Genomic DNA, 21196 nt, shown 5'->3' with positions numbered 1-21196 from the left:
TTCCTTATAGATCGAGGGTGAGGCTGACAGTGAAGTTGCGCGGATCGCCGGGCGTGACCCAGTAATTGCTGTAGGAGCGTTCGTAGTATTTTTCGTCGAAGACGTTGTTCAGGTTCAGGCCCACGGTGATGTCATCGCTGGCCTTGTAATGGGCCAGCAGGTCCACGGTGTGGTAGGCCGGCAGTTCGAAATCCTTGCCGGCTTCGCCCGAGCGATCGCCGACGTAAGTGAACGCCGCGCCGACATCCGAGCCGCGCAGGTGCCCATCCTGGAATTCGTAGACCCCCAGCAGGCTGCCGCTGTGTTTGGCGACGCCGAGGATCCGGCTGCCTGTGGGGATCTGCTCGTCACCCTTGGTCACTTCGGCATCGATGTAGGCATAGGCGCCGATCACCCGCACGGCGTCGGTCACTTGCCCGGTGAATTGCAGGTCGATGCCCTGGCTGCGGGCCTTGCCCATGGCACTGTAAAAATCAGTCCCGGCGGTCTGAGCCAGGACGTTTTCCTTCTCGATATGGAACGCCGCCAGGGTGGTGCTCAGGCGATCGTCGAACAACTCGCTCTTGATCCCCACTTCATAGCCGACCCCTTCCTCGGGATCGAAAGTCTTGTCGCCGGCATCCAGGCCGTTGTTGGGCTTGAACGAGGTGGAGGTGTTGGCGAACAGGCCGACCTCGGGCGTCAATTGATACAGCAGGCCGGCCCGCTGGGTCAGGGCGTCGTGGCGTTGGCGGCTGGTGAGATTGGTGTTGTGGTCTTCGATGCTCTGCTCGAAATGCTCGTAGCGCACGCCAAGCATGCCCCGCAGCTTGTCGGTGAAGACGATCTGGTCTTGCAGGTTCAGCGCGCGGCTTTGCACTCGCTCGAAGAAATCCGTGCCGATCCGATCACCATTGGGTTTCGGCTGGCCGTAGACCGGCTGATAGATGTCGATGGGGTAGCTGCCACCGAGGATCCTGGTCACGCGCTCGTTCTTGCGATAGTCCTCGTATTCGCTGCCGATCAGCAGTTCATGCTGCCAGGGTCCGAGGTCGAACAGGCCACGCAATTCAAACTGAGTGATGCTGTCGTGCCAGTTGTTGTCGCGTTCGCGGTAGCGGCGGTTCACCGTGCGGCCATCGGCGTTCAACGGCTGCGCTTCGGAAGCGAATCCCCAGAGTTCACCCTGCTTGTAATGGCTGGCCAGGCGCAGTTGCCAGGCGTCGTTGAGCTGATGCTCGAGGGCGGCCTGGAGCATGTTGTTGTGGTTGTCGATGTCGCCGTCGTTGGGTTCGCCCAGGAAAGTCGAGCGGGAAACGCCGCTCCAGCGATTGTTCGGAGCGACGATGCCGCGGTCGAACGTCGAGCTGTGGCGCACGATTTCGCTTTCCACCAACAACCGCGTATCGGGGTTCAGTTGCCAACTGATGGAAGGCGCAACGAACACACGTTTGCTGCCGACATGGTCGCGAAAGCTATTGTTGTCCTCGACTGCCAGATTGACCCGCGACAGCACGTTGCCTTCGGCGTCCAGTGGCGTGTTGACGTCCAGCGCGGTTCGGTAGCGATCCCAGCTCCCGGCGCTGGTTTGCAGCGTGGTAAAGGCTTCCGGTTGCGGTTTCTTGGTCACGATGTTCACCGTGCCGCCAGGGTCGCCTCGGCCATACAGGCTGGCCGCCGGGCCCTTGAGTACTTCGATGCGTTCGATGTTCGCGGCGTCCGGGGTGCTCGGATAGCCGCGGTTGGCGCTGAAACCGTCCTTGTAGAACTCCGAGGTGGTGAAGCCGCGAACGCTGTATTCGTAGAGCGTCAGGCCACCGAAGTTGTTCTGTTTCGATACGCCGCCGGCATACTCTAATGCCCGTTCAACACTGGTGCTGCCCAGGTCCTTGAGCACGCTGGCGGGAATCACGCTGATCGATTGCGGGATGTCACGCAGGGCCGTGTCGGTCTTGGTTGCACTGGCGGAGCGGGTGGCGCGATAGCCCGTGACAGGCCCGGTGGCGGATTCGTAGTCGGACGTTACGGTGATGGCGTCCAGTTCCAGCGGCTGGATTTCTTCGGCGTAGGCCGGATCGCCGAGCAGGCCCAGGGCGAGGCTGGCGATGGAAATCCGTTTCAGGGATGACATGTTATGTTGTTCCAAACCTTGAGATTGAAACAATATAACACTACCAATGAGAATTTATGCTATTTATATTTCTCTGAAAATGTGGAGCCGAACGCCGTTTTTGTGGCGAGGGAGCTTGCTCCCGCTGGGCTGCGAAGCAGACCCAACAGAATGGAATGCAATCCGTCTGGTGTTTTGAGGTGGCAGGTTTAGGGCTGCTGCGCAGCCCAGCGGGAGCAAGCTCCCTCTCCACAGGGGATTTGAGGAGGGCTTGTTCAGTTGCCAGGCCCTTCTATGGTTATGGTGCGGCTTACTGCTCTTCTTTAGGCACCACCGGCGCTGGCGGTGGGCGCAGGCCGATTTCGGCAGTGAGCTTGAGCTCCTTGCCGTTGCGCATGACCTGGATCGTCACCTTGTCGGTGGGCTTGATCCGCGCCACCTGGTTCATCGAGCGGCGGCCATCGCCGGCCGGTTCGCCATCGATGCTCAGGATCACATCGCCCAGTTGCAGGCCGGCCTTCTGCGCCGGACCGTCGCGGAAGATCCCCGCCACCACGATGCCGGGCCGCCCGGACAAGCCGAAGGATTCCGCCAGTTCCTGGGTCAGCGGCTGGACTTCAATCCCCAGCCAACCGCGGATTACCTGGCCGTGTTCGATGATGGATTTCATCACCTCCATCGCCAGTTTCACCGGAATGGCGAAACCGATGCCCTGGCTGCCGCCGGACTTGGAGAAGATCGCCGTGTTGATCCCGGTGAGGTTGCCGTTGGCATCCACCAGCGCGCCACCGGAATTGCCGGGATTGATCGCGGCGTCGGTCTGGATGAAGTCCTCGTAGTTGTTCAGGCCCAACTGATTGCGCCCGGTGGCGCTGATGATGCCCATGGTCACGGTCTGGCCAACGCCGAACGGGTTGCCGATGGCCAGGGTCACGTCGCCGATGCGGATGCTGTCGGAGCGGCCGATGGTGATGGCCGGCAGGTTCTTGAGATCGATCTTCAGTACCGCCAGGTCGGTTTCCGGGTCGCTGCCGATCACCCGGGCCAGGGTTTCACGACCGTCCTTGAGGGCCACCACGATCTGGTCGGCACCGCTGGTGACGTGGTTGTTGGTCAGGATGTAGCCTTCCGGGCTCATGATCACGCCCGACCCCAGGCTCGACTCCATGCGCTTTTGCTTGGGCGAGTTGTCGCCGAAAAAGCGCCGGAATTGCGGGTCTTCGAACAGCGGATGGCTGGGTTTGTTGATGACCTTGGTGGTGTACAGGTTCACCACGGCCGGCGCGGCGGTGGTCACGGCGTCGGCATAGGACACCGGCCCCTGCAGCACCGCCTTGGTTTGCGGCGCTTGCTGCAGGTTGACGTCGAGGCTCGGCAGGCCAACCCACTCCGGGTAGCGCTGGATAATCAGTAGAGCGACAAGCACACCGGCCAATAGCGGCCAGCCGGAAAAACGCAGCGCCTTGAGCATTAAGCACGTCCTACAAAGGTTGCAGGCGGTATGAGACCGCCCATAATGTCGCGCATTATACGAGGCCGCGCGCGCCTCTGAACGGGATATTTAGGAGTCTTTTCATGGCCGTCGCCCTGAGCACCCTGGTAGAAGAAGCGGACCGTTACCTGGCCAGCAGCCGGATTGCCGATTATTGCCCCAACGGCCTGCAGGTCGAAGGCGCGCCCCAGGTGATGCGCATCGTCAGCGGCGTCACCGCCAGCCAGGCCTTGCTCGATGCGGCTGTCGAGGCCGGGGCCGACCTGGTGCTGGTGCATCACGGTTATTTCTGGAAGGGCGAGAACCCTTGTATCACCGGCATGAAACAGCGTCGTCTCAAGACGTTGCTCAAGCATGACATCAGCCTGCTGGCTTACCACTTGCCCCTGGACCTGCACCCCGAAGTGGGCAATAACGTGCAACTGGCCCGCCAGTTGGACATCACCGTCGAGGGGCCGCTGGATCCGGATAATCCCAAGATTGTCGGCCTGGTCGGCTCTCTGTCCGAACCGATGACGGCGCGGGATTTCGCGCGCAAGGTCCAGGAAGCCTTGGGCCGCGAGCCCTTGCTGATCGAAGGCGAGCAGATGATCCGTCGGGTCGGCTGGTGCACCGGTGGCGGCCAGGGGTATATCGATCAGGCGGTGCTGGCAGGTGTCGACCTTTACCTCAGCGGCGAGGCGTCGGAGCAGACGTTCCACAGCGCCCGGGAGAACGGCATCAGCTTCATTGCCGCCGGGCATCATGCCACTGAGCGTTATGGCGTCCAGGCGCTGGGTGACTACCTGGCGCGACGCTTTGCCCTGGAACACATCTTCATCGATTGCCCGAATCCGATCTGACTGTTTATAACCCTATGGGAACTAACCCCTGTGGGAGCGAGCTTGCTCGCGATGGCGGCGGACCAGTCGACATTAATGTGGCTGACACACCGCTATCGCGAGCAAGCTCGCTCCCACAAAAAGACCGGTGCGGGGCCCGAACCACTGGGCATATCCATATGCTGTTTCGATCTAGTTGGCGCCCTGATTAGAAGAGGTCGCTGTGCTAGGATTCCCCGCTCGAACACGGCCCGCTGGCCGTTCATAAGAAAGTTTTCGTGAGTAGCCATGGTCGACAAACTGACGCATCTGAAACAGCTGGAGGCGGAAAGCATCCACATCATCCGCGAGGTGGCCGCCGAGTTCGATAACCCGGTGATGCTGTACTCCATCGGTAAAGACTCCGCCGTGATGCTGCACCTGGCACGCAAGGCGTTCTTCCCCGGCAAGCTGCCGTTTCCGGTGATGCACGTCGACACCCGCTGGAAATTCCAGGAAATGTACAAGTTCCGCGACCGCATGGTCGAGGAATTGGGCCTGGACCTGATCACTCATGTGAACCCGGACGGCGTGGCGCAGGGCATCAACCCGTTCACCCACGGCAGTGCCAAGCACACCGACATCATGAAGACCGAAGGCCTCAAGCAGGCCTTGGACAAGTATGGTTTCGATGCTGCGTTCGGCGGTGCCCGTCGCGATGAAGAGAAATCCCGCGCCAAGGAGCGCGTGTACTCGTTCCGTGACAGCAAGCACCGCTGGGACCCGAAGAACCAGCGCCCGGAGCTGTGGAACGTCTACAACGGCAAGGTCAACAAGGGCGAGTCGATCCGCGTCTTCCCGCTGTCGAACTGGACCGAGCTGGACATCTGGCAGTACATCTACCTCGAAGGCATCCCGATCGTGCCGCTGTACTTCGCCGCCGAGCGTGAAGTGATCGAGAAGAACGGCACGCTGATCATGATCGACGACGAGCGCATCCTCGAACACCTGTCCGACGAAGACAAAGCCCGTATCGTCAAGAAGAAAGTGCGTTTCCGTACCCTTGGCTGCTACCCGTTGACGGGCGCGGTGGAGTCCGAGGCCGAGAGCCTGACGGACATCATCCAGGAAATGCTCCTGACGCGAACTTCCGAGCGCCAGGGCCGGGTCATCGATCACGATGGCGCAGGCTCGATGGAAGATAAAAAACGTCAAGGTTATTTCTAAGGGGCTGTCATGTCGCATCAATCTGATTTGATCAGCGAGGACATCCTCGCCTACCTGGGCCAGCACGAGCGTAAAGAGCTGCTGCGCTTCCTGACCTGCGGTAACGTCGACGACGGCAAGAGCACCCTGATCGGGCGCCTGCTGCACGACTCCAAGATGATCTACGAAGATCACCTGGAAGCCATCACCCGCGATTCGAAGAAAGTCGGCACCACCGGTGACGACATCGACCTGGCGTTGCTGGTCGATGGCCTGCAGGCCGAGCGCGAGCAAGGCATCACCATCGATGTCGCCTACCGCTATTTCTCCACCGCCAAGCGCAAATTCATCATCGCCGATACCCCCGGCCATGAGCAGTACACCCGCAACATGGCCACCGGTGCTTCCACCTGTGACCTGGCGATCATCCTGGTGGATGCCCGCTACGGCGTGCAGACCCAGACCCGTCGCCACAGCTTCATCGCCTCGTTGCTGGGCATCAAGCACATCGTCGTGGCCATCAACAAGATGGACCTCAAGGACTTCGACCAGGGCGTGTTCGAGTCAATCAAGGCCGACTACCTGAAGTTCGCCGAAGGCTTGAAGATGAAGCCCACCAGCATGCACTTCGTGCCGATGTCCGCCCTCAAGGGCGACAACGTGGTGAACAAGTCCGAGCGTTCACCGTGGTACACCGGCCAATCGCTGATGGAAATCCTCGAGACCGTGGAAGTGGCGGGCGACCGCAATTTCACCGACCTGCGTTTCCCGGTGCAGTACGTCAACCGTCCGAACCTCAACTTCCGCGGTTTCGCCGGCACGCTCGCCAGCGGCATCGTGCACAAGGGCGACGAGGTGGTGGTGCTGCCGTCGGGCAAGAGCAGCCGCGTGAAATCCATCGTCACCTTCGAGGGCGAGCTGGAACACGCCGGTCCAGGCCAGGCGGTGACGCTGACCATGGAAGACGAGATCGACATCTCCCGTGGCGACCTGCTGGTACACGCCGACAACGTGCCGCCGGTCACCGACAGCTTCGAAGCGATGCTGGTGTGGATGGCCGAAGAGCCGATGCTGCCGGGCAAGAAATATGACATCAAGCGTGCCACCAGCTACGTGCCGGGCTCGATTGCCAGCATTGTCAACAAGGTCGATGTGAACACCTTGGAAGAAGGTCCGGCCAGCGCGTTGCAGCTCAACGAAATCGGCAAGGTGAGGATCGCCCTGGATGCGCCGATCGCCCTGGACGGTTACGAGAGCAACCGCACCACTGGCGCGTTCATCGTCATCGATCGCCTGACCAACGGTACGGTCGGCGCCGGCATGATCGTCGCCCAGCCGCTGACCCACGGCAGCAGCTCGCACCACGGTAAACTGGCCCATGTGTCGGTGGAAGAACGCACCCAGCGCTTCGGCCAGCAGCCAGCGACGGTCTTGTTCAGTGGCCTGTCGGGCGCTGGCAAGAGCACGCTGGCCTATGCGGTCGAGCGCAAGTTGTTCGACTCGGGCCGTGCGGTCTTTGTCCTCGATGGCCAGAACCTGCGTCATGACCTGAACAAGGGCTTGCCGCAGGATCGTGCCGGGCGGACCGAGAACTGGCGCCGTGCGGCGCACGTCGCTCGTCAGTTCAACGAAGCGGGGCTGCTGACCTTGGCCGCGTTTGTTGCGCCGAGTGCCGAAGGGCGCGAGCAGGCCAAGGACCTGATCGGCCGTGAGCGTCTGCTGACGGTCTATGTCCAGGCCTCGCCAACGGTGTGTGCCCAGCGTGATCCGCAAGGGCTCTATGCCGCGGCCGGCGACAACATTCCGGGCGAGTCCTTCCCGTATGACGTGCCGCTGGATGCCGACCTGGTGATCGACACCCAGGCGCTGACCCTGGAAGAAAGCGTCAAGCAGGTGCTGGATCTGCTGCGCAAGCGTGGGGCGATCTAAGGGAAACAGCTGCAAGCTTCTAGCTTCAAGCGGCAAGTAAAAGCCCGCCGATGAGTGATCATCGGCGGGCTTTTTTGTTGTCTGGAGGGGCGCCATCGCGAGCAAGCTCGCTCCCACAGGTATTTGCCTCAGCGCTGACCATTGTGGGAGCGAGCTTGCTCGCGATGAGGCCGGTGCAGCCACCTCAAGACTTGGCGGGATACTCCCTATGCATCTGCGCAAGCAACGCATCCTTGTCCTGCCACAACTGGTTGATCCAGCCCTGGAACTCCAGGCGATAGGCACCGTCCTGGTCGTAGCTTTTACCAATGAACTGCGGCGGGATCGTCAGCTCCTGGCAATGCACCACGACCTCGCCAACGTTGCCGCAGAGCAAATCCCAATACCCAGGACGTCCGCCCGGGTAATGGATGGTCACGTTGATGATCGACTCCAATTGTTCGCCCATGGCATCGAGCACAAACGCGATGCCACCGGCCTTGGGCTTGAGCAGGTAGCGAAACGGTGACTGCTGCTGGGCGTGCTTGCCTTCGGTAAAGCGTGTGCCTTCGACGAAGTTGAAGATGCCCACGGGGTTGTCGCGAAACTTCGCGCAGGTCTTGCGGGTGGTTTCCAGGTCCTTGCCTTTCTTTTCCGGATGCTTTTCCAGGTAAGCCTTGGAATAGCGCTTCATGAACGGGAAACCCAGGGCCCACCAGGCCAGGCCGATCACCGGCACCCAAATCAGCTCTTGCTTGAGGAAAAACTTCAACGGCCGGATGCGCCGGTTCAACACGTACTGCAACACCATGATGTCGACCCAGCTCTGGTGGTTGCTGGTGATCAGGTACGAGTGTTGGTAGTCCATGCCCTCCAAGCCGCTGAGGTGCCAGCGGGTACGCCGCACCAGGTTCATCCAGGCCTTGTTGTTGCTGATCCAGGCTTCATGGATGTGGCTCATCAGCCAGTCGGTGAAGCGCTGGGCGGCGGGGAAGGGCAGCACCAGCTTGAAGATCGCCACGATGAACAGCGGTGTGCAGCAGGCGATGGTGTTCAGGGCCAACAGCAGCGAAGCAATGACGCCGCGCAAGGGGGCAGGCAGGAAGTCCAGCATTTAAATATCCAAAGGTCGGTTGGCGGCTTGGATCGCAGTCAGGGCGATGGTGTACACGATGTCGTCGACCTGGGCGCCACGGGGCAAGTCATTCACCGGTTTGCGCAAGCCTTGCAGCATCGGCCCGAGGCTGACGCAATCGGCGCTGCGCTGCACGGCCTTGTGGGTGGTGTTGCCGGTGTTGAGGTCCGGGAAGATGAACACCGTCGCCCGGCCGGCCACCTGACTGTTGGGCGCCAGTTGCCGGGCCACGGTTTCGTTGGCGGCGGCGTCGTATTGCAGCGGGCCGTCGATCAACAGGCCGTGCTGGGCTTCGTGGGCCAGCAGGGTGGCTTCGCGGACTTTTTCCACTTCTTCGCCACTGGCCGACTCGCCGCTGGAATAGCTGAGCATCGCCACCCGTGGGGTGATGCCGAACGCGGCGGCCGAGTCGGCGCTTTGCAGGGCGATTTCCGCCAGCTCCGCGGCGCTGGGGTGCGGGTTCATCACGCAGTCGCCGTAGACCAGCACTTCTTCGGGAAACAGCATGAAAAACACCGAGGACACCAGCGAGCAGCCTGGTGCGGTCTTGATCAGTTGCAAGGCTGGGCGGATGGTGTTGGCGGTGGAGTGGATGACCCCGGAGACCAGTCCGTCCACTTCATCCAGGGCCAGCATCATGGTGCCGATGACCACGGTGTCTTCCAGTTGCTGCTCGGCCATCGGCGCGTTCAGGCTCTTGCTCTTGCGCAACCGCACCATCGGCTCGACGTAGCGCTCGCGGATCGAGTCCGGATCGAGAATCTCCAGCCCTGGCGGCAGTTCGATGCCTTGGGCGCGGGCCACCGCCTCGACGTCGGCCGGCTTGGCCAGCAACACGCAGCGGGCGATGCCCCGGGCCTGGCAAATGGCGGCGGCCTGGACGGTCAGCGGTTCGCTGCCTTCGGGCAGGACGATGCGTTTGTTGGCGGCCTGGGCGCGCTGGATCAGCTGATAGCGGAACACCGCTGGCGACAGGCGCATTTCCCGCGGCGTGCCGCAGCGCTGGTGCAACCATTTGGCGTCCAGGTGGCTGGCGACAAAATCGGTGATGATCTCCGCACGTTCGCGGTCATCGATGGGGATTTCCTTGTTCAGGCCGTTGAGCAGGTTGGCGGTGTCATAGGAGCCCGTGCTCACCGACAGCACCGGCAACCCTGCCTGCAAGGCGCCGCGGCACAGGTCCATGATGCGTGGGTCGGGCAACGTGTCGCTGGTCAGCAACAGGCCGGCCAGCGGCACGCCGTTGATCGCCGCCAGGCTCACGGCGAGGATGATGTCGTCGCGATCGCCAGGCGTCACCACCAGCACGCCGGGCTTGAGCAGTTCCACGGTGTTGCGCATGGTGCGGGCGCAAATGATGATGTTGCTCATGCGCCGGGTTTCGTAGTCGCCGGCATTGAGCACCTGTGCGCCCATCAGGTCGGCCACGTCGCGGGTGCGCGGGGCATTGAGTTCGGGGCGAAACGGCAGGCAACCGAGCAGGCGGAAATCGCCGCTGCGCAACAGGGGCGAGTGCTCCTTGAGCCGTGCGGAAAACGCTTCCATGCTTTCGTCGGTGCGGACCTTGTTCAGGATCACCCCGAGGACTTTCGGGTCCTTCGGCCCGCCGAACAACTGCGCTTGCAACTCCACCCGCCCGGAAAGCTCGGTCAGCACTTCGTTTTCCGGTGCCGACACCAGGATGACCTCGGCGTCGAGGCTCTTGGCCAGGTGCAGGTTGACCCGGGCGGCGTAGCTGGCGTTGCGGGTCGGGACCATGCCCTCGACGACCAGCACGTCCTTGCCGATGGCCGCTTGCTGGTAAAGGGTGATGATTTCTTCCAGCAGCTCATCGAGCTGGCCATCGCCGAGCATGCGCTCCACATGAGCCAGGCCCAGGGGTTGCGGCGGCTTGAGACCATGGGTGCGGGCCACCAGCTCGGTGGAGCGCTCCGGCCCGGTGTCGCCGGGATGCGGCTGGGCAATGGGTTTGAAAAAGCCGACTTTCAGCCCGGCCCGTTCAAGGGTACGCACCAGCCCGAGGCTGATGGAGGTCAGACCCACCCCGAAATCGGTGGGCGCGATAAAAAAAGTTTGCATGCGAATTCTCTAAGGGGGAATGGCGCGACCTATGACTGGCCGTCTACCCACGATTCAGTCGCCAAGGTTATCGCTAACCGGGCCTTGAGCGCACCAGCCGCAATCAAAGGGCTGGCCTATTTTTCCAATACGTTGCGCAGGGTCCAGCACCCAGGCCCGAGACTGCCACGGCGGTTGGTGACGCAGGTGCTGGGTGTGGCCACAGGACAGCTCGGCCACCCAGTGTCCGTCCTCGTCCTGATGGAAACCGGTGACCGTCGGTCTGTTCGAGCTAGCCCGTTTGTCCGGGTTCCGTTCGCTTTCGGGCAAATCCTTGTTTAGACTTGTCCGTTCTTCATTCTTATGCAAAAGGTCTCGCCCCATGCTGATCGCCGCCAATAAGGCTGTCTCCATCGACTATACCCTGACCAACGACGCTGGTGAGGTCATCGACAGCTCTGCCGGCGGCGCTCCGCTGGTCTACCTGCAAGGCGCGGGTAATATCATTCCAGGCCTGGAGAAGGCCCTGGAAGGCAAAGCCGTCGGTGACGAGCTGAAAGTGGCCGTTGAGCCGGAAGACGCCTATGGCGAATATTCCGCTGAACTGGTCAGCACCTTGAGCCGTAGCATGTTCGAAGGCGTGGATGAGCTGGAAGTGGGCATGCAGTTCCATGCTTCGGCGCCCGATGGCCAGATGCAGATCGTCACCATCCGCGACCTGGACGGCGACGACGTCACCGTTGACGGCAACCACCCGTTGGCCGGTCAGCGCTTGAACTTCCAAGTCAAGATCGTTGACATCCGTGACGCCAGCCAGGAAGAAATCGCCCATGGTCACGTCCATGGTGAAGGCGGCCATCACCATTGATTTCTGCGCTACGCTCAAGTTGACTGGAGAGGCGCCCTATGGCGCCTTTTTAGTCCCTGCTGTTAGCATCACCCATGGCTGTTTCGAAAAGATCCGCAAACCTGGAGTTCGTCATGAGTGCTTTCCACGACCTTAAACTGAAAGCCCTGGATGGTCAGGAGCTTCCTCTGGCGCCTTTCAAGGGGCAAGTCGTGCTGGTGGTCAACGTCGCCTCCAAATGTGGCCTTACGCCTCAGTACGCGGCGCTGGAAAATCTCTATCAGCAATACAAGAACAAGGGCTTCAGCGTGCTGGGCCTGCCTTGCAATCAGTTCGCCGGGCAAGAGCCGGGGACCGAGCAGGAAATCCAGGAGTTCTGTAGCCTCAACTATGGCGTGACGTTCCCGCTGTCCAGCAAGCTGGACGTGAATGGTCATGATCGTCATCAGTTGTACCGCCTGCTGGCGGGCGAGGGGGCCGAGTTTCCCGGGGACATCACCTGGAACTTCGAAAAATTCCTGCTTGGCAAGGACGGCAGGGTGCTGGCGCGTTTCTCACCGCGCACGGAGCCGGATGATCCTGCCGTGATCAAGGCGATCGAAAAAGCGCTGGCTTGATCCCAATAATGTATGGCGGTGCCTTTGTGGCGAGGGAGCTTGCTCCCGCTGGGCTGCGAAGCGGCCCTGGCTTTTTGCGGTTGCTGCGCAACCGAGCGGGAGCAAGCTCCCTCGCCACAGGGAACATGCTTGAGGCTGTGGTACTCACCGCTCCCTTCTGATCCTTGATCATTCAAATCAATAGTGCTGTCCAGCGCCCCTCGTGCTCCATATTATCGTCGTCATATCCGACCTGTGACTTCGTTCCGTGGAGTGCCCCATGCCTGTAAAAGCCCTGTTCAAACCCTTCCAACTCGGCGCGTTCGAGTTGCCGACCCGGGTGGTGATGGCGCCGATGACCCGTTCCTTTTCGCCGGGCGGCGTGCCGAACGCCAAGGTGATCGAGTACTACCGTCGTCGCGCGGCGGCCGGGGTCGGCCTGATCATCACCGAGGGCACGACGGTCGGGCACAAGGCCTCCAACGGCTACCCGAACGTGCCGCATTTCTACGGCGATGCAGCGTTGGCCGGCTGGAAGCAGGTGGTCGATGCGGTGCATGCCGAAGGCGGCAAGATCGTTCCACAGTTGTGGCACGTGGGCAGCGTGCGACGCATCGGCACCGAGCCGGACGCCAGCGTGCCGGGTTACGGTCCGACCGAAAAGCTCAAGGACGGCCAGGTGGTGGTCCACGGCATGACCCAGGCGGACATCGACGATGTCATCGCGGCCTTCGCCCAAGCGGCAAAAGACGCCCAGGGCATCGGCATGGACGGAGTGGAGATCCACGGTGCCCACGGTTACCTGGTGGACCAGTTCTTCTGGGAAGGCAGCAACCAGCGCACCGACGGCTACGGCGGCAGCCTGGCCAACCGTTCGCGCTTTGCGATCGAACTGATCCGTGCCGTGCGTGCGGCGGTGGGCGAGGGCTTCCCGATCATTTTCCGCTTCTCCCAATGGAAACAGCAGGATTACACCGCGCGCCTGGTGCAGACGCCTGAAGCCTTGGGCGAATTTCTCAAGCCGTTGTCCGAAGCGGGTGTGGATATTTTCCACTGCTCGACGCGACGTTTCTGGGAGCCGGAATTCGAAGGCTCCGAGCTGAACCTGGCCGGCTGGACCCGCAAGCTCACCGGCAAGCCCACCATCACCGTCGGCAGCGTCGGCCTGGATGGCGAGTTCCTGCAGTTCATGGTCAACACCGACAAAGTCGCGCAACCGGCCAGCCTGGAAAAGCTGCTGGAGCGCCTGAACAACGATGAGTTCGACCTGGTGGCGGTGGGGCGTGCGCTGCTGGTGGATCCGGACTGGGCGCAAAAAGTCCGTGAAGGGCGGGAGCAGGAGATCTTGCCGTTCAGTCGCGAGGCGTTGATGACCTTGGTTTAGGCGGCGTCTGATCCGACGCCATCGCGAGCAAGCTCGCTCCCACATTTGATCTTCAGCGCGCACAAATTTTGTGTTTAGCCGAGAACCCCTGTGGGAGCGAGCTTGCTCGCGATGGCGGCCTCAGCATCACCAAACAATCAGCGCGCCGTCGGCGCAGCAGGCATCACCTGCTCACCCACGCAAACCCCTCGCAACTGCGCTTCAAATTGCTCGATCACCGACGCCCACCCCTGGCGACTGGCATGCTGGCGCGCATTGAGTCGCACGCAACGCAAGGTCTCGCGCTCTTCCAGCAGCCAACGGGCGGCATCGCAGAACGCCTCTTCATCGCCTGGCATCGCCAGCACGCCGTTGTAGCCGTGGCGAATATGTTGCGCCGCGGCGGCCTGGTCGTAGGCCACCACCCCCAGCCCGGACGCCAGCGCCTCCAGCACCACATTGCCGAAGGTTTCGGTCAGGCTCGGAAAGACAAACACATCCCCGGACGCATAGTGGCTGGCCAGCGCCTCGCCGCGTTGCGAACCGCAAAAGATCGCCTCGGGCAATGCCTGCTCCAACGCGGACCGCTGCGGGCCGTCGCCGACCACTACCAGTTTCATCCGGCGCCCCGGGAAAGCGCTGCACAGCGTGTCGAAACTGCGCTTGAGCAGCCCGAGGTTTTTCTCCGGTGCCAGGCGTCCGACATGGATCACGGCAATGTCGTCATCGCCCAGGCCCCACGCTTCGCGCAGGCTCGCCGAGCGCTTGGTTGGATGGAACAGTTGGCTGTCCACGCCCCGGGACAACAACGCCACCCGCTCGAAATGACGTCGCTCCAATTCCAGGCGTTGGCTGAGACTGGGCACGAGGGTCAGGCTGGAGCGGTTGTGAAACCAGCGCAGGTAATGGGTGAGCCCGCGACTCAACAGCCCGAGGCCGTACTGTTGGGTGTATTGCTGGAAATTGGTGTGGAAACCACTGACCACCGAGATGCCCAGGCGACGCGCCGCCCGCAGCGCCGACAAACCCAGCGGCCCTTCCGTGGCGATGTACAGCACGTCCGGACGATGGCGTTTCCAGCGCCGGAGCAGTTTATGCATCGACGCCTGGCCCCACTGCAAGCCCGGATAACCCGGCAGCGGCCAGCCCCGGCACAGCAGCAGTTGGTCGTCGTTGGCCTGGCGCGGGTCCTCGGCCTGGCGAGGTCGTATCAGCTCGACCTGATGCCCGCGGGCGCGCAAGCCGTCGTACAGGCGGCCCAAGGTATTGGCCACGCCGTTGATTTCCGGCGGGAAGGTTTCGGTGATCAGGGTAATGTGCAGGGGTGTGGTCATGACCCCAGTGTCGACCGGGGCCATTTCGTCATTGTGACGCCTGGATGATGGATTTGTGACCGGCTCAGCCCTGGCGGGCCAACGCGGTCTCGGCGCCTTGCTCGCGCACCCAGAACAACGTCGCCCCGGCCACCGCCGCCGGCATCATCAGGATGTTCACCACCGGGATCAGCAGCACCAGGTACACGCTGCCGCCAAAGCCCAGGCTCTGCCAGCGTTTTTCCCGCAGCCAGGCGAGCATTTCGTTCCAGCCCAACTTGTGGTTGTCTGCCGGGTAGTCGATGTACTGGATCGCCATCATCCACACGCCGAACAGCAACCACAGCGGCGCCGCCACCAGATTGACCACGGGGATGAACGACAGCACGAACAGCCCCAGGGCGCGGGGCAGGAAATAACCCAGCTTGCGCGCCTCCCGGCTCAGGGTCCGGGGGATCATGGCGATCAACTCGGCCCAGCTGAAGGCCGGGAAATCGTCGGTGCCACGAATGACTACTTCGACTTTTTCCGCGAGAAATCCGTTGAACGGCGCCGCGATGATGTTGGCGAGCATGGTGAAGGTGAAAAATACCATCAACACGACGAGCACCACGAACAGCGGCCAAAGCACATAGCTGAGGAAGCTCAACCATTCCGGCAGCGACGGCATCAGCGTATCGACCCACAGGCTGAACTGATGGCCGGCCAGGTAGATCAATCCGACGAACAGCACCAGGTTGATCGCCAGGGGCAAGAGGACGAACAGGCGCAGGCCCGGGCTCAAGACCAACTTGAGGCCTTCTCGCAGATATTGCGGGCCGGACAGGACGGGGGCGGGCATAGGTGGCTCCGAGCGAAGATGAACGCGCCGACCTTACCGGCTTTGCCCCGCCCGGGAAAGCGGCGACATGGCGTGTAACAACGTTTCTTGAGGCGAAGGCGCCTATTAAAAGGACCGCCGGGGATAGAGCTCACCTATGAGCTGGATTGTTAAACCGTATTTCCTTAATCTTCGCTCCCTCGATACGCTGCACCCATTCTTTTCCAGGACTGTCGAACCCAAGCCTTCCCCAAGTGCGTCAACGGTCCTTTTTTATTTGCGCCGCTCACCCGGCGTTCCGGCCCGCAAGGTCCGGTCAACAGGAGCAGGTCATGTCTGAAGTGCGTCATTCGCGAGTGATTATCCTTGGTTCCGGCCCTGCCGGTTACAGCGCTGCGGTCTATGCGGCCCGTGCCAACCTCAAGCCGCTGCTGATCACCGGCATGCAGGCCGGCGGCCAATTGACCACCACCACCGAAGTCGACAACTGGCCGGGCGACGTCCACGGCTTGACCGGCCCGGCCCTGATGGAGCGCATGAAGGAACACGCCGAGCGCTTCGAGACCGAGATCGTCTTCGATCACATCAATGCCGTGGATTTCGCCGCCAAGCCATACACCCTGACCGGCGACAGCGCGACCTACACGTGTGATGCCCTGATCATCGCCACCGGCGCCAGCGCTCGTTACCTGGGCCTGCCGTCGGAAGAAGCGTTCATGGGCAAAGGTGTTTCGGCCTGCGCCACCTGCGATGGCTTCTTCTACCGCAACAAGCCAGTGGCTGTGGTCGGTGGCGGCAACACCGCCGTCGAGGAAGCCCTGTACCTGGCCAACATCGCCAGCACGGTCACCTTGATCCACCGTCGCGAAACCTTCCGCGCCGAGAAGATCCTGATCGACAAGCTCAACGCCCGCGTCGCCGAAGGCAAGATCATCCTCAAGCTCAACGCGACCCTGGACGAAGTGCTGGGGGACAACATGGGCGTGACCGGTGCCCGCCTGAAGAACAACGACGGCAGCTTTGACGAGATCAAGGTTGACGGCGTCTTCATCGCCATCGGCCATACCCCGAACACCTCGTTGTTCGAAGGCCAACTGGAACTCAAGGACGGCTACCTGGTAGTCAAGGGCGGCCGCGATGGCAACGCCACCGCCACCAGCGTCGAAGGCATCTTCGCGGCCGGCGACGTGGCCGACCACGTCTACCGCCAGGCGATCACCTCGGCCGGTGCCGGTTGCATGGCAGCCCTGGACACCGAGCGTTACCTGGATGGCCTGCAGAACGCTTCGTTCTGATTCATCGGGTACAAAAAAACCGGCTTCGGCCGGTTTTTTCATGCCTGGTATTTAACACAACGCCTGTGGATAACCTTTGTGGGAGCGAGCTTGCTCGCGATAGCGGTGTGTCAGTCAGCCTCGATTTGGCTGAACTGGCGCTATCGCGAGCAAGCTCGCTCCCACAGGGTTTTGTGTGGTCAGAAACAGAGCATTTCAGGCCAGCTTCGCCAGGCACGCCTCCAAAATATCCAACCCCTCTTCCAGCACCGCCGGTTCGGTCGTCAACGGCGCCAGCAGCCGGATGATGTGCCGCGATTTGCCGCTGGGCATCAGCAGCAGGCCCGCTTCCCGTGCCAGGGCCAGCAGTTGCGTCAGTTGTGCCGAGGCCGGAGTGCCATCGGCGTGGCTCAGTTCGATGCCGCGCATCGCGCCGACACCGGTCAGGCGGCCGAGGTAAGGGCTCAGCCCGCGACGGCGCCAGGATTCGTAGCGGCTGACGATCGCCTCTTCCTGTTGTGCACCCCAGGCGGCCAGATTAGCGTCGGTCATTTCGTCCAGGGTCGCCAGTGCGGCGGCGCAGGCGATGGGGTTGCCCGAGTAGGTGCCGCCCAAGCCACCCTTGGGCAGGTTGTCCAGCAGCGCCTTGCGTCCCACCACTGCTCCCAGGGGCACGCCACCGGCAATGCTTTTGCCCAGCAGCACCAGGTCTGGCTCGATGCCCAACCGGGGGAAGGCAAAGCGCTGGCCGGTGCGGCCGAAGCCGGACTGGATCTCATCGACGATCAGCACAATGCCCTTCTCGTCGCAGAACCGCCGCAGGGCCTGAGCGAAGGGCACGTCCATCGCCAGGAAGCCGGCCTCGCCCTGCACCGGCTCGACAATGAAACAGGCCACGTCATTCACGTCGATCTCGACGCTGAACAGCCGCTCCATGGCCTTCAAAGCCTCATCGCAGGTGATGCCGTTGTCCTGGCTGGGGTACGGCAGGTGATACACCGGCCCGGGCAGCACGCCAACTTTCTGTTTGTAGGGCGCGACCTTGCCGTTGAGGTTGAGGGTCGCCAGGGTGCGGCCGTGAAAGGCGCCGTCGAACGCGATCACGGCGGTGCGGCCCGTGGCACCGCGCACGATCTTCAAGGCATTCTCCGCCGCTTCGGCGCCGCTGTTGGTGAGCATGCCGCTGACGGGGTAGCCCAGCGGGATGAACGCCGCCAGACGTTCCATCAACTCGATGTAGGGCGCGTGAGGCGCGGCGTTGAAGGCGTAGTGAGTCAGCCGGGTGGCCTGTTCGCGGATCGCCTCGACGATGCGCGGATGGCAATGGCCCAGGTTCAATACACCGATGCCACCGACGAAATCGATGTAGCGTCTGCCGTCGGTATCCCAGACCTCGGCATTCTTGCCGTGGCTGAGGCTGACGGGATGCACGATAGAGATCGATTGGCTGATGGTTTCGCTGCTCATGGAGGACGGCCCGGACGAAGGAGAAATTTCCGTTATCTAAGCCGCGAGCAGAGGGGCCCGGCAAACGAAATAAAGTTGCCGGGTCAATCTTAAAAGTCGGGATGTGGTGAGGCGCTGCTTACTTGGGATGTGTAGCCCGTGGCGAGGGAGCTTGCTCCCGCTGGGGCGCGAAGCGGCCCCGAAACCTGGCAACTCGGAGTGTCAGGCAAATTGAGTTTGATTGTTTGGGGCTGCTGCGCAGCCCAGCGGGAGCAAGCTCCCTCGCCACAAAAGCGGACCTGGCTACAGAGCGGGGCTCGGGTCAACGCCGTTGCAGCGGCTGCTCCTTAAACGTCACGGCCGCCAGCCCATGGGCCATCAACGCGCGGATATTACCGTGATCGCTACCTTGGGGCGTGGCCAGCACCGAACGGTAATGTTCGCCAAACGCCAGCAGCGCTTCTTCATCGCTCAAGCCTTCGAGCAGCGCCAGGCCCAGGGTCTTGCACGAACCTTCGTTCTGCCCGGCGGCGTTTTGCACGCCGCCGTTGTTGAAAGCCTGGGGCTGGTAGTCGTAGCCGGCGGCGATAAAGGCCAAGGTGTCGGCGAAGGCATGTTCACCGCTCTTGAGGCGGGTGCGCAGGGTGGCAAGATCAAGCATCGGGTTTTCCTTTGGAGAACGCCGCCTGTTGTTCGGCGCTGGCTTCTTTCTGGTAGAGGGCTTTCCACTCGGCGTACGGCATGCCGTAGACCACTTCGCGGGCGTCGTCGAGGCTGACCTCGACCTGGCGTTCATCGGCGGCGGCCTTGTACCACTTGGACAGGCAGTTGCGGCAGAAGCCGGCGAGGTTCATCAGGTCGATGTTCTGCACATCCTTGCGGCTGTCCAGGTGGGCAACCAGCCGACGGAAAGCGGCGGCTTCGAGTTCGAGGCGTTGTTGGTCGTTCATGGGGGTCTCTGCAAGACAGCTTCAAGTGGCAAGCTTCAAGCTGAAAGTGGGTTTGCGGTGTTCAGGCCTGAAGCTTACAGCTTGAAGCTTTTGGCTGCTACGAAGTAGCCCTGCTTGCCGCGAGCGTAATCGATACGGACTCGGCGAAGCGCAAGGCGTGCGGCTTGTCCACTTCGACTTCGGCGTACAGCACCGACTCATTGGCCATGACCAGGTCGAGCAGTTCCTGGGTAAGGCGTTCGAGCAGGGCGAAGCGGTTGCCTTCCACGTGGGCGATGATCGCCTTGGTGATGGTGCGGTAGTTCAGCGCGTGGTCGATGTCGTTGTCGCGCACCGCTTCTTGGGCAGCGTAGAGGATGGTCAGGTTGATCAACACATCCTGCTTGTTGAGGATTTCATCCTCGTTGATGCCGATGAAGGTGCGCAGGCGCAGGTCCTTGACCTTGATACGTGCCATGGCTGGCTGAAGTTGTGGCATTTACTTGCTCCGTCGAATCAATTGCAGGAACTCCTGGCGCGTGGTGCTGGAGTCGCGAAAGGCGCCGAGCATCACCGAGGTGTTCATGGTCGAGTTCTGTTTTTCGACACCGCGCATCATCATGCACATGTGCTGGGCCTCGATCACCACCGCCACGCCGGCGGCCTGGGTGACCTGCTGCACCGCGTCGGCGATTTGCCGGGTCAGGTTCTCCTGGATTTGCAGGCGGCGGGCGAACATGTCCACCAACCGGGCGATCTTCGACAGCCCCAAGACCTTGCCGGTAGGAATATAAGCCACATGGGCCTTGCCGATGAAGGGCAACAGGTGATGTTCGCAGAGTGAATAGAGTTCGATGTCGGCGACGATCACCATTTCATCGCTGTCAGAGGCGAACAGCGCGCCGTTGACGATTTGCTCGACGCTTTGGTCATAGCCATGGCAAAGGTACTGCATGGCCTTGGCGGCACGCACCGGGGTATCGAGCAAACCCTCGCGCTCGGGGTTTTCCCCCAGGCCGATGAGGATCTCGCGGTAGTGCTGGGGCAGGGATAGCGTCATGGTGCATCCTCGAAACAAGGCTATTTGACGTGCCGCCCGCCGTTGACGGTCAGGGTCGTGCCGGTGACATAGGGGTTGTCCAGCAGATAACGCAGGCTCTGGTAGATCACTTCGCTGCCAGGTTCGATACCCAGCGCGGACTTGGCCAGGGCCTTGGCGCGGTAAGCCGCGTCGTCTTCGGGTTTGAACAGTAGCAGGGCCGGGGCGATGCCGTTGACCTTGATCGCGGGGGCGAACTTCGCCGCGAACGACAGGGTCAGGCTTTCCAGGCCGGCCTTGGTGGCGCAATAGGCGATATGCCGGGCGCTGCCCTTGCGAGTCACGTCATCGCTGATGTGCACGATATCCGCGGGCGTTGAACGCCGCAGCAGTTCGGCGCCATGCAGGTTGATCAGGTAAGGCGCGAGCATGTGCACGCTGAACATGGCGCTGAATGCCGTCGCTTCGTTGCCAGGCGCCTCGGTCATCCAGGCCGAGGCGTTGTGCACGATGGCCCGCAGCTGGTCGGCGTGCTGCTTGAGTTGTTCGATAAAGGCCAGGATTCCCGTTTCGCTGGAGAAGTCGGCGAACAGCACCGTCGCCCCCAAGTCGCGCAACGCCTGCACGCCGGGGCGTTCGGTGCGATAGGTCGCGATCACCGGGTGCCCGTCCTCCAGCAAGCGTCGGGCGCAGTGCAGGCCGACGCGCTGGGCTGCACCAGTGATCAGGATAGGAGCGGTGGCGCTGGACATGGGACGGCTCGGTTCACGGCAAGAGCAAAACTATAACAGCGACGGAGGAGGCATCCTACGTACAACGGCTAATCCAGTGGCAACTCAACTGTCCCCTGGGGGAATGAGCTTGCTCGCGATAGCGGTGCG

General features: G+C 61.9%; 20 protein-coding genes. 7 read left to right on the top strand and 13 right to left on the bottom strand.

Going from position 1 to position 21196, the window contains the following annotated elements:
• Positions 1–4: 4 nt before the first annotated feature.
• Both J3P85_RS24595 and algW read right to left on the bottom strand, forming a co-directional pair.
• The gene (locus tag J3P85_RS24595) at positions 5–2110 is read right to left on the bottom strand and encodes a TonB-dependent siderophore receptor (RefSeq protein WP_434703873.1); all 2106 of its coding nucleotides are present in this window, start codon (positions 2108–2110) and stop codon (positions 5–7) included.
• 289 nt (positions 2111–2399) lie between these two features.
• On the bottom strand, positions 2400–3560 hold the full coding sequence (gene algW / locus J3P85_RS24590; RefSeq protein WP_434703871.1) for a Do family serine endopeptidase AlgW: 1161 nt from the start codon (positions 3558–3560) through the stop codon (positions 2400–2402).
• Positions 3561–3664: 104 nt separating this feature from the next.
• On the opposite strand from algW, the gene J3P85_RS24585 reads away from it, so the two are divergent.
• From J3P85_RS24585 to cysN, 3 genes are all read left to right on the top strand, one after another.
• A complete protein-coding gene (locus J3P85_RS24585; protein WP_434703870.1) occupies positions 3665–4423 on the top strand; it encodes a Nif3-like dinuclear metal center hexameric protein in 759 nt (252 codons plus the stop codon).
• A gap of 267 nt (positions 4424–4690) precedes the next feature.
• On the top strand, positions 4691–5608 hold the full coding sequence (gene cysD, locus J3P85_RS24580) for a sulfate adenylyltransferase subunit CysD (protein WP_003178041.1): 918 nt from the start codon (positions 4691–4693) through the stop codon (positions 5606–5608).
• Between the two features lie 9 nt (positions 5609–5617).
• Positions 5618–7516 carry a sulfate adenylyltransferase subunit CysN gene (gene cysN / locus J3P85_RS24575; protein WP_434703868.1) on the top strand — a complete coding sequence of 633 codons (1899 nt, stop codon included), beginning with the start codon at positions 5618–5620 and terminating at the stop codon, positions 7514–7516.
• 184 nt (positions 7517–7700) lie between these two features.
• On the opposite strand, the gene J3P85_RS24570 is transcribed toward cysN, so the two are convergent.
• Genes J3P85_RS24570 through J3P85_RS24560 form a run of 3 tightly spaced genes read right to left on the bottom strand, consistent with a single transcriptional unit; the run spans position 7701 to position 11102 of the window.
• Entirely contained in the window at positions 7701–8609 is a 909-nt protein-coding gene (locus J3P85_RS24570; RefSeq protein ID WP_434703867.1) for an acyltransferase, read from the bottom strand.
• On the bottom strand, positions 8610–10709 hold the full coding sequence (gene pta / locus J3P85_RS24565) for a phosphate acetyltransferase (RefSeq protein WP_053125134.1): 2100 nt from the start codon (positions 10707–10709) through the stop codon (positions 8610–8612).
• Positions 10710–10763: 54 nt separating this feature from the next.
• On the bottom strand, positions 10764–11102 hold the full coding sequence (locus tag J3P85_RS24560; RefSeq protein WP_250964045.1) for a DUF3565 domain-containing protein: 339 nt from the start codon (positions 11100–11102) through the stop codon (positions 10764–10766).
• On the opposite strand from J3P85_RS24560, the gene J3P85_RS24555 reads away from it, so the two are divergent.
• The 3 genes from J3P85_RS24555 to J3P85_RS24545 all read left to right on the top strand — a co-directional run bounded on the left by J3P85_RS24555 (position 11071) and on the right by J3P85_RS24545 (position 13515).
• Positions 11071–11556 carry an FKBP-type peptidyl-prolyl cis-trans isomerase gene (locus tag J3P85_RS24555; protein ID WP_434703866.1) on the top strand — a complete coding sequence of 162 codons (486 nt, stop codon included), beginning with the start codon at positions 11071–11073 and terminating at the stop codon, positions 11554–11556. The genes J3P85_RS24560 and J3P85_RS24555 overlap by 32 nt on opposite strands.
• Before the next feature lie 113 nt (positions 11557–11669).
• A complete protein-coding gene (locus J3P85_RS24550) occupies positions 11670–12152 on the top strand; it encodes a glutathione peroxidase (RefSeq protein ID WP_434703865.1) in 483 nt (160 codons plus the stop codon).
• 259 nt (positions 12153–12411) lie between these two features.
• Positions 12412–13515 (top strand): NADH:flavin oxidoreductase, encoded by a 1104-nt coding sequence (locus J3P85_RS24545; protein ID WP_434703864.1) that lies wholly within the window; start codon positions 12412–12414, stop codon positions 13513–13515.
• A 137-nt stretch (positions 13516–13652) separates the two neighbouring features.
• On the opposite strand, the gene J3P85_RS24540 is transcribed toward J3P85_RS24545, so the two are convergent.
• Both J3P85_RS24540 and cysZ read right to left on the bottom strand, forming a co-directional pair.
• Positions 13653–14852: a glycosyltransferase family 4 protein gene (locus tag J3P85_RS24540; protein WP_434703863.1), complete on the bottom strand. Its 1200-nt coding sequence runs from the start codon at positions 14850–14852 to the stop codon at positions 13653–13655.
• A gap of 40 nt (positions 14853–14892) precedes the next feature.
• Positions 14893–15648: a sulfate transporter CysZ gene (cysZ, locus tag J3P85_RS24535; RefSeq protein WP_186729782.1), complete on the bottom strand. Its 756-nt coding sequence runs from the start codon at positions 15646–15648 to the stop codon at positions 14893–14895.
• 311 nt (positions 15649–15959) lie between these two features.
• Between cysZ and trxB the strand changes: the two genes are divergently transcribed.
• On the top strand, positions 15960–16922 hold the full coding sequence (gene trxB, locus J3P85_RS24530) for a thioredoxin-disulfide reductase (RefSeq protein ID WP_003205459.1): 963 nt from the start codon (positions 15960–15962) through the stop codon (positions 16920–16922).
• A gap of 195 nt (positions 16923–17117) precedes the next feature.
• On the opposite strand, the gene J3P85_RS24525 is transcribed toward trxB, so the two are convergent.
• From J3P85_RS24525 to folM, 6 genes are all read right to left on the bottom strand, one after another.
• On the bottom strand, positions 17118–18368 hold the full coding sequence (locus J3P85_RS24525; RefSeq protein ID WP_434703862.1) for a 2-aminoadipate transaminase: 1251 nt from the start codon (positions 18366–18368) through the stop codon (positions 17118–17120).
• Between the two features lie 301 nt (positions 18369–18669).
• The gene (locus J3P85_RS24520; protein ID WP_434703861.1) at positions 18670–19008 is read right to left on the bottom strand and encodes a HopJ type III effector protein; all 339 of its coding nucleotides are present in this window, start codon (positions 19006–19008) and stop codon (positions 18670–18672) included.
• Positions 19001–19297: a DUF1244 domain-containing protein gene (locus J3P85_RS24515; protein WP_434703860.1), complete on the bottom strand. Its 297-nt coding sequence runs from the start codon at positions 19295–19297 to the stop codon at positions 19001–19003. The genes J3P85_RS24520 and J3P85_RS24515 overlap by 8 nt, the downstream gene beginning before the upstream one ends.
• Positions 19298–19394: 97 nt before the next feature.
• Entirely contained in the window at positions 19395–19775 is a 381-nt protein-coding gene (folX, locus tag J3P85_RS24510) for a dihydroneopterin triphosphate 2'-epimerase (RefSeq protein WP_025211888.1), read from the bottom strand.
• Complete coding sequence (gene folE / locus J3P85_RS24505; protein WP_434703858.1) at positions 19776–20336, bottom strand: GTP cyclohydrolase I FolE; 561 nt, start codon at positions 20334–20336, stop codon at positions 19776–19778. It abuts the gene before it with no gap.
• A 20-nt stretch (positions 20337–20356) separates the two neighbouring features.
• Entirely contained in the window at positions 20357–21067 is a 711-nt protein-coding gene (folM, locus tag J3P85_RS24500; protein WP_434703856.1) for a dihydromonapterin reductase, read from the bottom strand.
• Between the last annotated feature and the right edge of the window lie 129 nt (positions 21068–21196).

The organism is Pseudomonas sp. Z1-12, assembly GCF_051132015.1.
Classification (GTDB): Bacteria; Pseudomonadota; Gammaproteobacteria; order Pseudomonadales; family Pseudomonadaceae; genus Aquipseudomonas; species Aquipseudomonas zanjanensis.
This window is presented reverse-complemented; position numbering and strand designations above follow the sequence as displayed.

Excerpts from the sequence above, each read along its gene's own strand:
- J3P85_RS24595 (WP_434703873.1), bottom strand. The coding sequence starts at position 2,110 with ATGTCATCCCTGAAACGGATTTCCATCGCCAGCCTCGCCCTGGGCCTG.
- algW (WP_434703871.1), bottom strand. The coding sequence starts at position 3,560 with ATGCTCAAGGCGCTGCGTTTTTCCGGCTGGCCGCTATTGGCCGGTGTG.
- J3P85_RS24585 (WP_434703870.1), top strand. The coding sequence starts at position 3,665 with ATGGCCGTCGCCCTGAGCACCCTGGTAGAAGAAGCGGACCGTTACCTG.
- cysD (WP_003178041.1), top strand. The coding sequence starts at position 4,691 with ATGGTCGACAAACTGACGCATCTGAAACAGCTGGAGGCGGAAAGCATC.
- cysN (WP_434703868.1), top strand. The coding sequence starts at position 5,618 with ATGTCGCATCAATCTGATTTGATCAGCGAGGACATCCTCGCCTACCTG.
- J3P85_RS24570 (WP_434703867.1), bottom strand. The coding sequence starts at position 8,609 with ATGCTGGACTTCCTGCCTGCCCCCTTGCGCGGCGTCATTGCTTCGCTG.
- pta (WP_053125134.1), bottom strand. The coding sequence starts at position 10,709 with ATGCAAACTTTTTTTATCGCGCCCACCGATTTCGGGGTGGGTCTGACC.
- J3P85_RS24555 (WP_434703866.1), top strand. The coding sequence starts at position 11,071 with ATGCTGATCGCCGCCAATAAGGCTGTCTCCATCGACTATACCCTGACC.
- J3P85_RS24560 (WP_250964045.1), bottom strand. The coding sequence starts at position 11,102 with ATGGAGACAGCCTTATTGGCGGCGATCAGCATGGGGCGAGACCTTTTG.
- J3P85_RS24550 (WP_434703865.1), top strand. The coding sequence starts at position 11,670 with ATGAGTGCTTTCCACGACCTTAAACTGAAAGCCCTGGATGGTCAGGAG.
- J3P85_RS24545 (WP_434703864.1), top strand. The coding sequence starts at position 12,412 with ATGCCTGTAAAAGCCCTGTTCAAACCCTTCCAACTCGGCGCGTTCGAG.
- J3P85_RS24540 (WP_434703863.1), bottom strand. The coding sequence starts at position 14,852 with ATGGCCCCGGTCGACACTGGGGTCATGACCACACCCCTGCACATTACC.
- cysZ (WP_186729782.1), bottom strand. The coding sequence starts at position 15,648 with ATGCCCGCCCCCGTCCTGTCCGGCCCGCAATATCTGCGAGAAGGCCTC.
- trxB (WP_003205459.1), top strand. The coding sequence starts at position 15,960 with ATGTCTGAAGTGCGTCATTCGCGAGTGATTATCCTTGGTTCCGGCCCT.
- J3P85_RS24525 (WP_434703862.1), bottom strand. The coding sequence starts at position 18,368 with ATGAGCAGCGAAACCATCAGCCAATCGATCTCTATCGTGCATCCCGTC.
- J3P85_RS24520 (WP_434703861.1), bottom strand. The coding sequence starts at position 19,008 with ATGCTTGATCTTGCCACCCTGCGCACCCGCCTCAAGAGCGGTGAACAT.
- J3P85_RS24515 (WP_434703860.1), bottom strand. The coding sequence starts at position 19,297 with ATGAACGACCAACAACGCCTCGAACTCGAAGCCGCCGCTTTCCGTCGG.
- folX (WP_025211888.1), bottom strand. The coding sequence starts at position 19,775 with ATGCCACAACTTCAGCCAGCCATGGCACGTATCAAGGTCAAGGACCTG.
- folE (WP_434703858.1), bottom strand. The coding sequence starts at position 20,336 with ATGACGCTATCCCTGCCCCAGCACTACCGCGAGATCCTCATCGGCCTG.
- folM (WP_434703856.1), bottom strand. The coding sequence starts at position 21,067 with ATGTCCAGCGCCACCGCTCCTATCCTGATCACTGGTGCAGCCCAGCGC.